Origin of the sequence: Photorhabdus aegyptia (assembly GCF_000612035.1) — a bacterium.
Taxonomy (GTDB): Bacteria; Pseudomonadota; Gammaproteobacteria; order Enterobacterales; family Enterobacteriaceae; genus Photorhabdus; species Photorhabdus akhurstii.
Map to the genome: position 1 here is coordinate 1 of NZ_JFGV01000023.1, position 16,929 is coordinate 16,929.

Below are 16,929 nucleotides of genomic sequence, written 5' to 3' on the forward strand. Positions count from 1 at the left end.
CCTGCTATTTCGGGGATATTGATTGTCAGCCGGGGTACACTGCCTAACCCGAGGTCAATCAGCACAGAAGTCACCGGGGTATACTTCTCTTTAGCTGAGTACAACACGGAGCTGTTTTCGGCGATTGCAACTGCCCCTTCGGCTGACAAGATGGCCTCAGTATGAGTGATATTCCTATCAGCAATCACAGTTAAATTGTTGCCGGCATCGACCTTGCCGACATCAAGCGAGTTACCGCTTGTCAGGGTAATATCTTTCCCTGCGGTCAAGGAAATGCCTTCTAGATTTACCCCCGTGCCAGCATGGATCTCAATATTTTCATCCGCTTCCAATTGACTGAACTGACGCAAGCGCTGGTTAATGAGTTCCCGTCTAGCGTCATCATTCTGTGCATCACTATTCGTACTGTTCTGATTATCACTAAATTTAGCTAAACTAGGGGAGAGAAAAATCCTAATCCCCTCATTGCTAGCCAAAAAGATATTTTTCACTCCGTTAGTCAGCACATTTTCAAGAGAAATTCTTCCATCAGCGATCAAGCTGATATCGCCTTGCGTTGCGGTCAAATTGGCAAGGTTAATTTCCTTACCTGATTCGGTGCTCACCAGACGGATTTTATTGGCATATATCCCCCCCAATGGCCGGCTATCAATCGCTTCCCAAGGGTTATAATCTTCCCCTGTTATGGGGACAATGGTCCCGCGTTTGAAATCAATCTGGTTAGGACCTTGTGTCAACGTCAGGTTTTTCGCCTGTAGTTTACCGTTAAGCTTAGTGATCCGGCTGATAATATCGACATAATCCTGTGCCGTTGCATCCAACCCCTTTTCACCAAAGGTTATGGTGCCTTTTTTCACTGCTAAAGCATCTAACGCTCCATCTTTATCAAACACCGGTTTACCGGTCGATAAGGTGACAGCCGGGGTATTAACAAAGCTACAGCCATTACAGGTAATACCGTTCGGATTGGCGATGAAGACATTGGCTTTTTGCCCTACTACTTCCAATAACCCTTGCAAATTCGAGGCTAAAGTCCCCACCACTTCATTAATAATCAGCTCCGCCGACTTACCGTTGAAGTTAAGATTCGCTCCAATTTGCCCCGCCAGCAAAGACTGCATATCATTGGTAGAATTATTGAATACCAATCCTGAAGTCCCAACATTAAACTCCTGATAATAGTTATGAGAGAGGCCATAAGCATTAGGTGCCGCAATATGAATAATAGGGCGATTGTTTTTAGAGGTGATTCGTGTTTGCTTATCCGCGAGTTTAATCCCTGGTACTTCACCTTCTACTTCTGAGAAGTTTATTGTCAATTGAGGAGCGCGGCTTAGCGCACGTGCAATCAGCGCAGAAGTGACTGGCGTATACTTCCCTTCAACTGAGTTATACTTTCCTTCAGGTGAGTGCAACTCGGTGTTGTTTTTGGTGAGTGCAATCGTCCCTTTTGCTAATAAAGTCGCCTCAGTATCAATAATGTCACCGCCAGCATTAACGGTTAAATTGTTGCCGGCAGTGATGGTACTTTTTATTATCGGGAATTGAAATTGTGAGTAGGATTGTTCATCGTCATCGGTATCCTCATATTCATCTACATCATAATGCTTCTCATAGCCATTTCCATGTTCATTTTGATACTCATAGGAATCTTCCGTACTAATATCAATAGTACCACCACTTGTCAGAATAATATCTTTCCCAGCAGTCAAAGAAATGGTTCGTAGATCAGCAACCTTTCCAGCATGAACTTCAATATTCTCATCCGCTTCTAGACGACTGAGCTTGTGCAGACGATCATTAATTATCTCTTGTTTAGTCTCATCATCTAATTGAATACCTTCAGTGCTACTCTGCTCATCATCAAAATCAGTTAAATCAGCATAGGAAGAAATTTCAATCTTCTCATTGGCAGCCAAAAATATATCTCTCGCTCTGTTAATCAGAATACTTGAAATATTAATATGGCCATCGGCGATAATGCGTAATATGTTATCAGCAGAAATAGTTGTTAATGCACGTATTCCTTCCGGGGTATAGTCGTCTCCAGATTCAATAGAAAGAAACCCCTCAGAAAGCAAGGTCACATCTCGACCTGAGATATCATAACCATCCACATTAAGATGTGATTTGCTATCCAGCACGACATGGTTCCCTGCTTTTAAATTTCCTCGGCCTAAATATAATCCTCCGGCACCAATGGTTAGATTTTGTTCTGCCATCATTGATGCATTATTGACTAAACCTTCGGCGGTTAGGGTGATGTTTTTCCCTGCGATTAAAGCTAAATCAGTGGGTTTCCTTCCTTCTTTAAAATGTTCCTTATCCAAATCAAAACGAAATGTATCTTTAAATGTCGCCGTCAGATCTCCACCAGCACTCAACTTACCAATGATATTTCCCTGACTGTCTTTTATTGCTTTCGCTGAAAACTTTTTACCTGTCAGGCTGAGATTTTGCACCGCGCTTAACTCGCCAACATTATTTATCTCGTTAGCTGTAATGGTGTTGTTTTTACTCGCGGTAATAATGGGGTTACTTTGCTTGGCAGGGTTTACGTTATCAAGTTTAGTCGCTTTAATGGTGACATCACCACCAGCACGAATTTGCCCTTGATTCCGCAGTGTTTCGGTGGTCAATATCAGATGTTGACCCGCTTGCACCTTGCTTTTTGCCGCCGTTTCAATGGCTTTGCTGTTGATATTGATGTCCGTCTTGGCCTGGACCTCCCCCAAGGTAATATTACCATCGGCGGTTAAACTGATATCGTCTTGAGTTGTGGTCAGATTGGTAAGATTAATGCCAACACCAGCCTCCGTTCCCACCAGGCGGATTTTATTAGCATACATTCCACCGATAGCCCGAGTATCAACAGCCAGTTGCGGCGTTTCTCCTTCTCCCGCTATAGGTGTTGCGGCCCCGCTCTTGAAATCAACCTGGTTCGCCCCTTGTGTTAGTGTCAGGTTTTTCGCCTGTACTTTACCGTTAAGTATCGTGGCACGACTGATAATATCGACATAATCCTGTGCCGTCGCATCCAGCCCTTTTTCACCAAGGGTTATGGTGCCTTTTTTCACTTCTAAAGCCTCTAACGCCCCGTCTTTATCAAACACCGGTTTACCGGTAGATAATGTGACAACCAGAGTATTAACAAAGCTACAGCCGTTGCAGGTAATGCCATTCGGGTTGGCAATGAGAACATTGGCTTTTTGCCCCGCCACTTCCAACTGGCCTTGCAGTTGTGAATCATTGGTACCAATCACCTCATTAATGATCAGGTCTGCCGACTTATCCTTAAGATTAGGGTTCGCCTCCATTGTCCCTGTCAGTATGGATTTCGCATCACTAGTAGCATTATTTAACACCCCCCCGGCGGGTCCCACATTAAAGTCCTGATAGATATTATGGGAAATCCCCGCTCCATTAGGTGTTGCGATATTCACAACAGGAATTTCTCCTTGCTGGACGACATGTGTTTGACCATTGGCAGCTGCAATGCCCGCACCAATTGCCGGGTGCATTGGATACACCGCCATCAGGTAAGTCAGCAGATAACTCAGATATTTCATTTTAGGGGGGTGTTGTTCGGACATAATAGGATATCTTTTCTTATAAGAATTAACTTAAAATTCAAATGAAACGGCGGCATAAACCGCCCACGCATCAGGCTTAAGAATATGTGGATAGTACAGCGGCTTACCGATCATCAACTGGGATGACAACTCACGCCGTGTCAGCGTGACGCCAAAAGCGCTACCCAGTAAGTGGGCTTCTTCTATTCCATAACAGGATTGTCCAACCAGATAACCATAATCCAATGCACCAGTGAGTGTCAGCGCCCCTACCTTACCCATGTTAAGTTGATGAGTGACTTCCTGACGCCAATAAAGCCCCTGATTACCACTCAAGGACTGTGCTTTATATCCGCGTACCGAGTATAATCCTCCGAGTGACAATCGTTCAGGAGATAGCAGATTGTCAGGACTCAATTGACCATAAAATGAGGTCAAATAGGCGGTATTAGAGACAATTGGATAATAATAACTGCTACTTAAATTGAATTTACGAGACGAGTTTCGCGTTGCAAAGGGAGGCAATGTCACAACCTGCCCATACTCAAATGTGGGGTTAAACGTGAAATAACCTCTCCCAAGTACGGCACTGTACCGGGAACTAACATAGGCAGTTTTTACCACTGGACTACTCACTGCGAGTTTTTCACCAGCAATAGCATTTTTCACTACCTTATGGCGGCCGCCTAACTGCAAACTTAGCTTCTGTTTTCCATCCCGGTAAAGGGTACGACTGGTATCAACCTGGTGAGTTTGGTTTTCACTATCATAGGGGTAAGTGTTATACATGGACGTCAACGCTTGCCGTGAAGTATTACGAAAATAGTGATAACGCGCGGTCCAATAGCCATAAGGAACACTTACCGATAAGACCAGATTGCGACTGTGGTGTGCTGACCTAAAATCCGTATCCTGTGCCCAAGAAAGAGACCACTGTTCCCCAAGACTTAAAGGGGCATCCAACACTAATCCAGTGCTAGCCTGATATTCACCAGTACCTTTTTGACCACTGTTCTCTATGCTTAACTGTACTTTTCCGGGAAAATGGCTGACCTGTTGCCTAATGTGCACTATGGAATAACCAGGCTGTATGCCGGGTTGGATATCAATGGTAAATTGGGAAGAAGTCAAGCGATTGAGCTGTTCCAACCCTTGTTCAACATCTCGTAAGTTCAAAACCTTACCCGCCATTCCCGGAAATAGCATCTTTGCCATACGCGGTAGTTCGCCATCAATTTCGACAGATTCAACCCTACCTTCTATCATCGCAATATGGAGCTTACCATCCGCCAAGTTTTGCTTGGGCAGTTGCGCTTGCGAAGTGATATAACCATAAGTGATATAAGTATTAGTCACCGCCCTCACCAGTTGCTTGAGTGCAGCAAGCGTGACACAACGATGCAAATAAGGCTGAATTAGCGTGCTCTGTGCAGAAGCAGGTAAAGATTGAGCACCTTGCAACGTAATTTCATTAATGATGACACACCGGGTATCAACAGTTGAGGTACCATCGGCCTCCTGCTCAGATAATGACAGGGATTTCTGTAGATCCTCACGTTGTTGCTGAGCATCTTCAAGTAGTGTTTTTTGTTGCTGACGCTGGCTGTCCAGTACCGCGGAAGAATTTTCCAGATACTGCGCCTGCTGTTGCTGTTTTTGATGAATAAAGTGTAGCTCATCTGCCTGTACGGATTGTATGGAAAATACAGCCCATCCGACCAGACCTATTATTATTCTGCTGGGAATTACCATTGCCATTAATTGAACCAATAAGATTCTTAATCTTTACTGAATAATTATAAGAAAAATTTGAGGAAGGCTATTATGGTTAACATTGTTTAACTCTTAACCCAATAAATTAAAATTCAATCACAAAGTAATATTTTTAGTTTATTTCACCACAAATATAACAAAAAATCAATTTATTAGTGAAATTAAACATATATTATATAATAATCATTCATTAAAAGCAGGGGGCTATAAGAAAGCTCAAAATATCGGCTCATGCCAAAGTGGGCAATAATGTCAGTAAGGCTTACCACTACCAGGAAATATCTCAAGATACTTTTTACCTTGGAAAAAAGATTTTGAAGCAAGGGGAGAAAAAGGGTTAATTAATAGCAAATCGTGCCCCGAAAACCCAACTGTTCGAGTTGCACCTATTATTGAAGAGAAAATTTTATACTTTGTAGAAATTTGAAAATCTCTATACCTGAAAGCTACAGTGTTCTATACCGTCACAGCCTTAACCTGCTTCCTCAGAATCTCAGAAAACGCTAAGTCAAATTGATTAAACGATTTGAAAAGAAAATATCGAGGCATCAATTATATCGTTGAGAAATTCCCTTTTAGGATCAAAAATTTTACTAATGACTGAACGATATAAGGAGACGTAAATTTAAAAACCAAATTGGCTGAAATAGGAGGGGAAGGCATTTTACCACTATCACAAACCACATGTATGGCATGAAAAGTAAAACGCCTTCTGGGACTTTTATTGAAAAAATGAGAGCTTAAAAATGCTCTGTCAGGGAAGGTCTGAGATCTAACATGTTATATTGCGTAATTAGCTGATTTTTTTACCCTCTTATTCTTCATTCTTTGCTTTGCAAGTTGGCTAGCTGGAGTTCGATGTTGTGATGATGCTACTTCATTTTCTTGAGTGTGATTCAATTTAGATGCCACCGCATTTTCTAGTTTCGACACGGTGCTGTAGGTAAACATCATTGATATAGGAATATCGTGATAGATACGTTGCTTAAGCCTTTCATTGATTTGAACGATATCCAATGATGTGGCCCCAAGTGCAAAGAAGCTGCAATGTTCATCAATTTCAGAAAGCCCGAGCTGGTGTTGTACTTCTTCTGAAATTATCTGTTTAATTGAAATGCTTTTATCTACGATCCCATTTTTAGTCTCTGCCAAAGTACTGGCTTTCTCTTTTTCCGAAGTATTTAATCTTTCCTCAATGGGTATGACAGAAACTAATAATCGTTGTTGCGTCTCCTGTGAAAGTGCTTGTAAAAATACGGCTTCACCTTGCTGATTGGTTAACCCTGCTGTGGATGCGTCAATTTTCATATTTCTCGACGCCATGCCCACTTCCAGCCAGCGATCCCAAGCGAGAGAATAGACCTTGAATTTTAGATCTCGTCTATCAGCAATCGCGTCGAGAAATGCATTTGCAGCAACATAAGCAGATTGCCCAGGGGCGCCACAGTAAGAGAGTAATGAAGAACATAAAACCATTGAATTTAGCGGTTTCTCTTCAAAGTACGATATCAGGTTCATCGTTCCTTCTACTTTAGCCGTCATGATCTTGCGATGGGATGATATATCTGGTTGCATAATCAACGCCCCGGCATCCGAGCCCGCGCTATGGATCACCATATTGATGGCCCCGTAATCACTTTCCAGACATTGTAACGTGTCGAAAAGTTGGGTTTTATCTGTAACATCCAATTGTCGCAGTATCACTTCGCCACCGAGTTGTTCAACCTTCTCCAAACACTCAATTTGTTCAATTAATGCCGATTGCTTCTTGTTTTCCTTGATACTTGCCCATTGTGAACGTTCAGGAATCGCTGTTCGAGATGCAAGCACAATACGGGCCTTATAATGTTGTGCCAGGCTTTGCGAGAGCTGCAAAGCAATTCCCCCCAATCCACCACTGATTAAGACTAAACATCTCTCATGCAATCCATTACATTGTTGACGAGTTTCAACGCTTTTACTCGGCAGTGCTTTGAACTCAGGCAACCAAATTTGGTTATGTCTTATTGCCACTCGATAATTAATATCAGAGCTAACTAAACGACGAAGTAAAGATTGGGTTGAATTATCCTTTGCTAATTCGTCGAAAGAGATGTCAATTTGATAGCCATAGTGTTCTTGATGCTCGTGGTTGATTGACTGTATTAAGCCTTTCAGTAATGAAATAGCTGCATCAGTGACTTCATATCCGAGCACATTCTCAATTTGAGGCGTTAACAAAATAAACCGAGAAGCTGCAAGTGATTTAATGGACAATATCTCTTTAATACATGGAAGCCATTCAAGATAATGTGCTATTGGATCAGCAACAAAGTCTTCTGCATTAGGGATTAATACAAACGAACAACAGCCTGTTAGATTTAACGCAGACAGCTTGTCAGCCTCATCGACAAAGATAACATTTTGCATTGGTAAAACATTATCGACTAGCGTTCTATTATTATCAGCTCCACGACGTGTGGTGAGAACATATATCTGCCCTTCATGTGTCATTTTCTCAATATCATTACACGAGCTTCTATACCACACGGGTTGATACAAAATATTTTGTTTTATATCCGGTGATTTAATCTGTGGTGTTCGACCTTTTACCAGTCTATCTCTGAGCTTTGTGAACTCTTTCTCAGCAAATGCGTACACAGGTAAGTGAATAAGACGACCAGATTGGCTGCTCGGCACTTGCCAGTCGCCTAATCCGACAGTACACCACAATTTAGCAATTTGGCTGTAGAAATAGGTGATATCCCCCTCAGGTAAATTCGGATGCCTTAACATATTAGCAATATGTATTTGTTGATCCGATTTTTGTTTAAAGAATTTTTGCACACAACTGGCGAGCGTGTTGCCTGGCCCTACTTCGATGAAAATAAGATCCTGCTGCGAAGAAAGCGTCTCTAAACACCCTAAAAAGTCGACTTTATCTCTTTGATGAGACAACCAATATGCCGGTTTTCTAATTTCATTGTTGTCATGCCAATCACCAGATAGGTTTGACAAAATTGGGATACCTACAGAATTAAACGCGACGGTTTGCAATACCTGTTCATATTCATCCTGTATTTCATCGATCGTTTTAGAATGGAACGCATGGGTAGTTTTTAGTTGACGCGAATGAATGCCCTGGAGTTGCAAGCAGGATTTCAGGTTCTCAATATCTTCGATAGAGCCAGACAATACTGTCGACTCTTTACCATTAACCGCCGCAATTTCTAAACTTCGCTCCAATAGCTCTGCCGCTTGCTCGTTTGATAAAGGTACGCTTAACATAGCGCCTGGAGACATTTTCGCCATCAATTGTGCTCGCCTACCAACCAAAAATAGAGCATCTTTTAGCGTAAAAACCCCTGCAATAGTCGCCGCCGCATACTCACCCAGACTGTGACCTAGTAATATATCAGGCTGAATACCCTTTGATTCCATTAATCGCGTTGTCGCGTATTCAATGATGAATATAGCAAGCTGTATGATTTCGGCAGGAAACGCATTAGAACTTTCCGGTTCCATTAAGTAGTTTCTTATCTGTTCTCTTTTTTCATCGTCCAACAGCGATAAACAGTGTTCTACTTGCTCTTTAAAAACCGACTCACGGAGATATAAACCTAGCCCCATAGTCTGATATTGCGAGCCTTGACCAGGATAGAGAAAAACAATACGTCTGTTTGCATGTTCACATCTACCACGAACGAAGTCGGCTGTAGAGTATGTCCCCCTGTCGTTTGAACAAACCAATACAGATCGATAACCAAAATGCTCGCGACCATTTTGTAAGGTATGCGCAACGTCGGCTAATTTATTAGGATTAGAGGCTAACCACGCGATTAACCGGTTCTCCATTTCACCCAAACTCCACTCAGATTTAGCAGACAGCGGGAGTAGTTTTACTGCATCAGAAGCTTGCTCATCGTCAGGCTCACAGACATATTCTTCTAGTATCACATGAGCATTGGTTCCCCCAATACCAAATGAACTCACCCCCGCTCGCCTCACCGTCGCGCTATCCCAATCTTTACTGTCGGTATTAACATAAAAAGGTGAAGAAGAGAGTTTTGTTTTAGGATTAGGATTCGTAAAGTACCGATTAGCGCACAGCTTTTTGTGTTTTAGCATCAGCGCCGTTTTTATTAACCCGGCCATTCCAGCCGCACTATCAAGATGACCAATAATCGACTTTACCGACCCAATAGCAATACTCTGCTGTGGGACGTTGGAGAAAACTTTATTCAGAGCCGTGATTTCTATTGGATCACCAAGCTTGGTCGCCGTGCCGTGGGCTTCAATATAAGAGATGGATTCAGCTTCAACCTTAGACATAGCCAAAGCACCTCTAATCGCTTCGAATTGTCCGTCAATGCTCGGCGCGGTGTAACCTACCTTTCTTGAACCGTCGTTGTTAAGCGCTGATCCCTTAATCAAGGCCAAAATAGGCCGTCCCTGCTCCAATGCAATTTTGAGCGGCTGCAACACTATCGCACCAACGCCTTCACCACCGACAGTACCATTCGCCATTTCATCAAATGGTCGGCAAGTTCCATCTGGAGAAGTGATCATGCCATCTTGATATAGGTAGCCTTGCTGATTGGGTGTCACTAAGGTCGCAGCGGCAACGAGCGCTGTCTGGCACTCACCTAATAACAAGGCTCTTGATGCCAGGTGTATTGCGGTGAGAGACGAAGAGCACGCTGTCTGGACGGTAATTGCAGGTCCTGTCAGACCTAATTTGTAGGCCAGTCGAGTTGCCGCGAAGTCTTTCTCTACTAAGTTAAATGCAGAAAAAAGACTGGCGCCATCTTGTTCACACTCGTCATAAGCGGCCATTTGCCAACCGAGTTGAGCGCTTGACGCTAAATAACAACCAACCGCCCCTTTGTATTCAGACGGAACAATACCGGCAGAACCTAACGCTTCAAAACCACATTCATGTAATTTACGAATTTGTGGTTCCAAAAACTCAGCTTCACGCTTGTTATAATCAAAAAAATCAGCATCAAACGTTAAAGGGTTATCAATAACACCCTTAGCATTGATGTAATTTTGGTTCTCATAATGCTGTTTAGATACGCCATTTTTCGCCAATGTTTCATCAGAAAAACGAGAGATACAATCCTTGCCCTCTAAACAATTTTCCCAGAAGCTCTCTACTGTTTCACTATTAGGGAAGCGACAAGAAACACCGACGATAGCGATTTCTAATCCCGTTAATTTTTGCCTGGTAAATTCGTGTGTATGATTATCTTTTTTCATAATTTTCAATATTAGCAAGTGCTAAATTAGCCATTAAATTATTGAGAGACGTTTAATTAAAATATCAATATATTGCAATTGATATTTTTCAATTGATATTTTTAAAATGGATAAATTAACGAAATTAAGCTTAAAGACCGAATATCTTTAATGCTTCATCAAACTGTTCTGTTGAATTAGCGCCATTATCGGAACTGTCTAATGGTTGTTGATTGCCATCTATATATTGTGCTTGTGACTGAATCGTAGTGTGTTGAAATAAATCGACAATTTCTATTTCCCGCGCAAATACTTCACTCAACTTGAAACTAAGCTGCGCTAACTTAAATGATGAACCACCTAAATCAAAGAAGTTATCTGTCAAGCTGATATTCTCTTTCCGAGTAGTCAGTAAATCTGCCCAGATATCCAATATTTGCTGTTCCGTCTCACTATTACATGCCACAATTTTCTTTTGCACCACGTCACAACGAGGATCAGGTAATTTAGCGTTATCAATTTTACCACTGCTATTTTGTGGGAATGTATCAACTGCAATGAAATATGCCGGCACCATATAATCAGGAAGATGAGATGCGACTTCCTTACGCAATGTATCGAAATCAATTTCCTGATTGGAACAGATGTAAGCGATTAATAATTGATTATCAGACTCTTTATTATTGACTATCACATGAACATCAACGACTGGCTTAATATCATCCCCGGAATTCAGTTTTAATATCGCTTGTTGAATAACTTTCTCTATTTCTCCAAGTTCTATTCGATATCCGTTCATTTTTACTTGACTATCTATCCGCCCTAAATAAATCATACCTTCCTCACCGATATATCTTGCCAAATCACCGGTTCGATAATAACGCTTACCATTGATGAAGATAAAAGATTCTTGAGATAATTGGGCATTATTAATATAGCCTTTTGCCAATCCTTTCCCAGATATAGCAATTTCCCCCACTGCCCCTTTGGGAAGAATTCGCATAAATTCATCAATCAGTACAATTTCCTCACCAGACATTGGCAGACCAATAGGAATAGTCTCTGTACTAATCTGGCTTGAAGCGTTAAATTCAAAAGAGAGTGATTGCACACAACATTCTGTAGGCCCATATGCGTTAGATGCATTCGGAACCGACTCCCAGCAATCAGCGAAATTCAACCAATTTTGCTGATCTAATTTTTCGCCGCCAATCATCAGATGCTTTACCTGACAATCAATGCGCTGACCATTCATTTGTGACCTAATCATTCTTAAATGGGTTGGAGTACAATCGGCAATATGGATCTTTCTGTCACGCCAAAATTGGCTGATTCTCTTGCCGTCTTTCCTGATTTCATCAGGCACGATATGCAGCGTATGACCCAGTAACAGAGCCGGATATAGCTGCTGTACCGACGCATCAAAACTGAGTGCTGATATCATTGAGACGTTCAAATCCCACGGGTAATTGCGATAAACCTTTTGATATAGCCCTTTGACCAAATTGACAACGGCACTATGAGGAATTTCAACCCCTTTTGGATTACCCGTCGAGCCAGAGGTAAAAATAATGTAAGCGGAATCTTGACCATTAATTTCAGGCAATTGAAGGTTTTGTTTTATATCAAATCCATTGTGTTGCAAATTATCATAGGTAATCTGGCTGTACTCTTCCAACGCCAACTGGGTATCAATTGACGATATAACTAATCGCATGTCTGCAATATCTAATACATATTTCTTTCTGCCAACAGGCCAATTTATATCGAAAGGACAGTATTTTCCGCCTGCTTTAAGCACCGCGAACATTGCTATTATTGCTGAGCAAGAGCGCGGCATATGTATACCAATCGTATCGCCTCTTTCGATACCTAACTCTATTAACTTGATGGCGCAGGCATCGCTCAATTTATCCAGTTCAGCATAACTCAACTCTCCCATACCATCTGCGATAGCCGTTTTTGCTGGATGAGTACCTACCTGTTGTTTAAATACAGCCAATATCGACTGTTCGGTATTAATACCATTTTCTGCTTCAACAACATTTAAATAAAAGGGCTCAGGTATTAACAACTCAGAAATTTTACCATCAGAACGTATTTTACTTACCCAAGATTCCACCATATTCATTATAGTGATGATGTATTCTGAATCGTATATGGAAGTCACTTCACATGATATTAGCGCATTATCATGTTCAAAGCATAATTGCGATAAGGAGCGCTCAAAAAATTCATCAGACTCCTTTTGACAATTTTTCAATATCACAGCTAAAGGGAAGGTGACTGTACTATCAAAAATGTTTTGAAAAGATGCTACGGAATACGCCAGCTTTTGCTGAATATTTGTTGAAGCAGCTACGATCACCTCTTTTAAGGTACACTCACTATCGAAGTTAAACGGTAAACATAATACCTTTGCTTCAGTTGAATCTTCGAGATAATTTCCAGTAAGAACCGTTATCTCAGAACTCTTCAACATAATGGCCTGCGCATAAGCGGCCAAAGACATGAGCAATATGCTCAACCGTTTATTTGAACCATTTGCAATTGAAAGTAAGGTCTTTGAAATTTCTTCAGAAAAGCTAAACTTTGTTGGCTCAGATGAGATATCTTTACAATAAGAAATCTCGTACTCTGGGCTACGATATTCAGATAAAAATCCCTTCCAATAACTTACCGTAGCTTCACTAATTACATTACTATTATCAACCATTTTAATATCTCATCTTTAAAGTTAATTAGCCATTCCACTTCATCGTAATTTCTAACTCACCAGTATGTTCATCCACACCTTCTTTTTCCTCGACAAAGCCATTCATTTTATAGAAATCTCTCGCCAGTTTATTTTTTGAATAAACATTAAGAACTAAATCACTTCTTTTACCGAAGGCATCGAATAGTAATTTCTTTCCAATTCCTTTACCTTGAAAATCAGGATGAACAAATATAGATGCCAGAATATTATCAACCAAACTGATAAACCCAACAATTTCATCATTATATTTGGCAACTACAGTTTCAGCGCCAGGAATATAGATATTCATCATATCCTCCTTACATGAGTGCCAAAAGCTCTCGCTAACAAAATGATGACACTTAATTGAAGCAAGATACCAAATATCTACAACTCTTCTTATCTCCTCCACATCGCCATTCAACTCTGTTAAGACCACGTTTTTAATAGATTGTAAAGTCATTATCATTTATCTCCATATTTATTAATGAGTAAAACTGACTCTTTTCTTCATTTTTCCACGACGTTCCGCTAGTCGGTCTCGTCTCGACATAGCCTCTTCTTTATTGACTAAGTTTATTTCCTGTTTTTCACCGGACTCAATATAGGAAATAAGAGTCGCCATATTCGTGTATGTGAAGAAATCGACAACTTTTAACGGGAAAGGCAGGAACTCATTCAAAACATTTGTGATTCTAAGCAGTTTTATTGAGTTAGCCCCCAAATCAAAGAAACTGGTTTTAAGGTCTATTTGATCTACCTCTAAAATTGAGGAGAATACCTCAAGCACTTTATCTTTATAGCTTGAAACCTCTAAATCAGCAATATTTTGGCTCGTTAAATCAAGATCAGGCAGGCTTGCTAAATCGACTTTCCCATTTGTAGTTAATTTAATTTCATCCACCGCTTTAAATATGCCAGGCACCATGTAATTAGGAAGAGATTCAGATAAATAACGCCTCAGGTTATTCTCTTCAATATTCTGACTAGAAACATAATAAGCAACTAGCTGATCTTCTCCATGAATCTTCTTAATCACCACAACGGCATTACGGCATGCGTCATATGACTTTATTTTTGTCGCTATTTCATCTAGCTCAATTCTATAGCCTCTCAATTTTATTTGATTGTCTACTCTACCGATATATTCAATGTCACCCTCACCGTTAAAGAAAGCTAAATCACCGGTTTTATATAGTTTTGATTTATGATCAAAAGGACTATCAATAAATTTTTCAGCAGTTAAATCTGGCCGATTCAAATATCCTCTGGCAAGGACTCTTCCCCCGATATAGATCTCACCGGGAACACCTATTGGTTGCGGGTGTAAATTTTTATCTAAGATATATATTTTCGCGTTATTTATCGGTCTACCTATGGGAACAACTGGGTTTTCTTGTTGATCTTGTTGATATCGATAGATCATACAACCAACCGTGGCTTCTGTCGGGCCATATTCGTTACAAATAGTTACGCCAGGTTTCAGTTTATCCGTGATTTCTTTACACAATTTACTTTCTAATTGTTCGCCACCGAGAATAAACGTCTGTAATGAACTTTTATTATCGCAGATTTGATTGAGTAGATTTAATTGCGAAGGTGTGATCTTGACATGACTTAGATTTTGGTTTTTAGCCACATCTTGCAACGCTTCAAATGACTCTTTATCGATAATTTCTATTTCTCCGCCAGAAATTAGCGGGCACCAAATAGAAGTTACGGTTAAGTCAAACGCAAGACTGGTAAACAAAGGATAAACCGAACGATAACTATCTGAATGGTAAGCGCTAATAGCCCAGTAGATATAGTTCATAACCGTGTGGTGTTCTAGCATCACTCCCTTCGGTTCTCCGGTAGATCCTGAGGTAAATATAGTATATACAAGGTCATTTTCAGAGTATGCCAAATTTGGTCTTTGATCGCCACCTTCGTTTATCTCCGACAAACTAAGCAAATCATCATGATAAATAATATGTTTAATCCCATTAGATAAAATCTTGTTTACCCGCACTTCCGGGGTAGATATATCGATTGGAACATAGGCCGCACCTAATTTATTTATCGCAATTAACAGCGCTATCGTATGAATGCTAGCACGACATTTAACTGCAACAAGCTCCTGATGCTTAACACCTTTTGAATAGAGATTGTTTGCAATTTGGTTAGATAGCTCATCAAGTTCCGCGTAAGTGACGCTAATACCTTGTTGTCTAATGGCGATATCATCTTGATATTTTTCTACCGCCGCCTGCCATGCGAAAGTTAAGTGAGCAGGTCCAGGTAATGGAACATCATTATTATTAAAATCAATAATTAACTGATTATACTCTTTCTCATCTAAGAAACAGAGTTCAGATAATGTCTTTTCTGCATTATACGCTATCGCTTTTAATACTTTTGTGAACTGTTTCAGGATGCCATTAATAAAATATTGTTCGTATTTTTCGGAATTATAACTTAACTTTAAAATCGCTGAATCAAGTAAATTGACTTCTAAGCTCAGATTGAAATTTGTAGTTTCAGACGTTGTATATGAAAGAATATCCACACTGGTTGACATCTGTTGTAACCTTTTTGAAATTGGGTAATTCTCTATCACCACAATACTATCAAAAAGATTATGTTTTATTTTATTAACGCTTTGTATTTCAGATATTGGATACTCTTTATAAGCATCCCGCTCCAATATCGTGGTTTGTACGCTCTTCATGATGCTTAAAAGCGTCATTTGACTGGATAAATTATCAATTAACAAAGGCGGTGTTTGAATATATAAACCAATGCTATTTTCAATGCCAGCAATTAAATTATCTCTACCGGATACTGTGGTACCAAAGCAAATGGATTCAGAATCATTACACTTAGCTAAAACAATTGACCAAGCTGCGTATATTGCAATAGCCAGCGTAAATCCATTATTTTTACAATATAACTCGACTGCGTTTATTAGATTTTTATCTAATGTGCATTCAATTTTACCGACGCCTTTTGAGAGCAAGTTTTGTTTACTTGGTAAACTCATTGCCGCGTCCTGAGATATGGCACCCTGCCAGAACTCTCTTGCTTCATTACATTGCTTCACTTTATTTAAATGAACAATATAATCTTGATAATCAAAAATGTTACCAACACATTTTAATTGAGGATGATCATAATAATCCCAAAGTTGGGTTATTAATAGACCCAGACTCCAACCATCCATGCAAATGTGATGATATTGAACATGGAGAATATAATTATCTTCGCTTACTTTATATAAGTTAATTTTGATTGGGCAACGTTCTAAGTCAATTTCAGTTTTTTGAGAAACTATCTCATTAATATTTTCTTGATCTGCCCTATAACTATTATTTTCAAATGTTCTGAAATCTATGTGAAGCGGTTTATTGTCAAAAATAATCTGAACTGGATGGCTTAATCCTTTCCAGCGGTAAACCGTTCGTAATGCTTGATGTTCCGATACCACTCTGTTCCACGCAATTTCTAATTTCTTTTCATCAATCAGACCCGCAATGGTTAAGGTAAAGTTTGTCACATAAATATCTTTACTGCCCTCTTCAATGGAATGATAAAGCATCCCTTCTTGCATTGGACTTAAAGCGACAATGTTATAATTCACAGGCATTT

The 16,929-nt window shown here is 40.2% G+C and carries 6 protein-coding genes; all 6 read right to left on the reverse strand.

Annotated elements, in window-relative coordinates; all coding sequences use genetic code 11:
* Window positions 1-3,593, reverse strand: a 3,593-nt coding sequence (locus tag BA1DRAFT_RS09130) for a filamentous hemagglutinin N-terminal domain-containing protein (RefSeq protein WP_036778167.1), incomplete at its 3' end; no start/stop codon positions are given.
* Between the two features lie 30 nt (window positions 3,594-3,623).
* Window positions 3,624-5,330, reverse strand: coding sequence for a ShlB/FhaC/HecB family hemolysin secretion/activation protein (locus tag BA1DRAFT_RS09135; RefSeq protein WP_051560725.1), 1,707 nt, complete (start codon window positions 5,328-5,330; stop codon window positions 3,624-3,626).
* 795 nt (window positions 5,331-6,125) lie between these two features.
* Window positions 6,126-10,586 (reverse strand): type I polyketide synthase, encoded by a 4,461-nt coding sequence (locus tag BA1DRAFT_RS09140; protein ID WP_051560726.1) that lies wholly within the window; start codon window positions 10,584-10,586, stop codon window positions 6,126-6,128.
* A 130-nt stretch (window positions 10,587-10,716) separates the two neighbouring features.
* Window positions 10,717-13,077 carry a non-ribosomal peptide synthetase gene (locus BA1DRAFT_RS09145; RefSeq protein ID WP_235201004.1) on the reverse strand — a complete coding sequence of 787 codons (2,361 nt, stop codon included), beginning with the start codon at window positions 13,075-13,077 and terminating at the stop codon, window positions 10,717-10,719.
* Between the two features lie 229 nt (window positions 13,078-13,306).
* Complete coding sequence (locus BA1DRAFT_RS09150) at window positions 13,307-13,765, reverse strand: GNAT family N-acetyltransferase (RefSeq protein WP_044467012.1); 459 nt, start codon at window positions 13,763-13,765, stop codon at window positions 13,307-13,309.
* 21 nt (window positions 13,766-13,786) lie between these two features.
* Entirely contained in the window at window positions 13,787-16,927 is a 3,141-nt protein-coding gene (locus BA1DRAFT_RS09155) for a non-ribosomal peptide synthetase (protein ID WP_036778170.1), read from the reverse strand.
* Window positions 16,928-16,929: the final 2 nt, after the last annotated feature.

Coding starts and splice junctions, on each gene's coding strand:
- BA1DRAFT_RS09135 (WP_051560725.1), bottom strand. CDS start 5,330: ATGGCAATGGTAATTCCCAGCAGAATAATAATAGGTCTGGTCGGATGG.
- BA1DRAFT_RS09140 (WP_051560726.1), bottom strand. CDS start 10,586: ATGAAAAAAGATAATCATACACACGAATTTACCAGGCAAAAATTAACG.
- BA1DRAFT_RS09145 (WP_235201004.1), bottom strand. CDS start 13,077: ATGTCTTTGGCCGCTTATGCGCAGGCCATTATGTTGAAGAGTTCTGAG.
- BA1DRAFT_RS09150 (WP_044467012.1), bottom strand. CDS start 13,765: ATGACTTTACAATCTATTAAAAACGTGGTCTTAACAGAGTTGAATGGC.
- BA1DRAFT_RS09155 (WP_036778170.1), bottom strand. CDS start 16,927: ATGCCTGTGAATTATAACATTGTCGCTTTAAGTCCAATGCAAGAAGGG.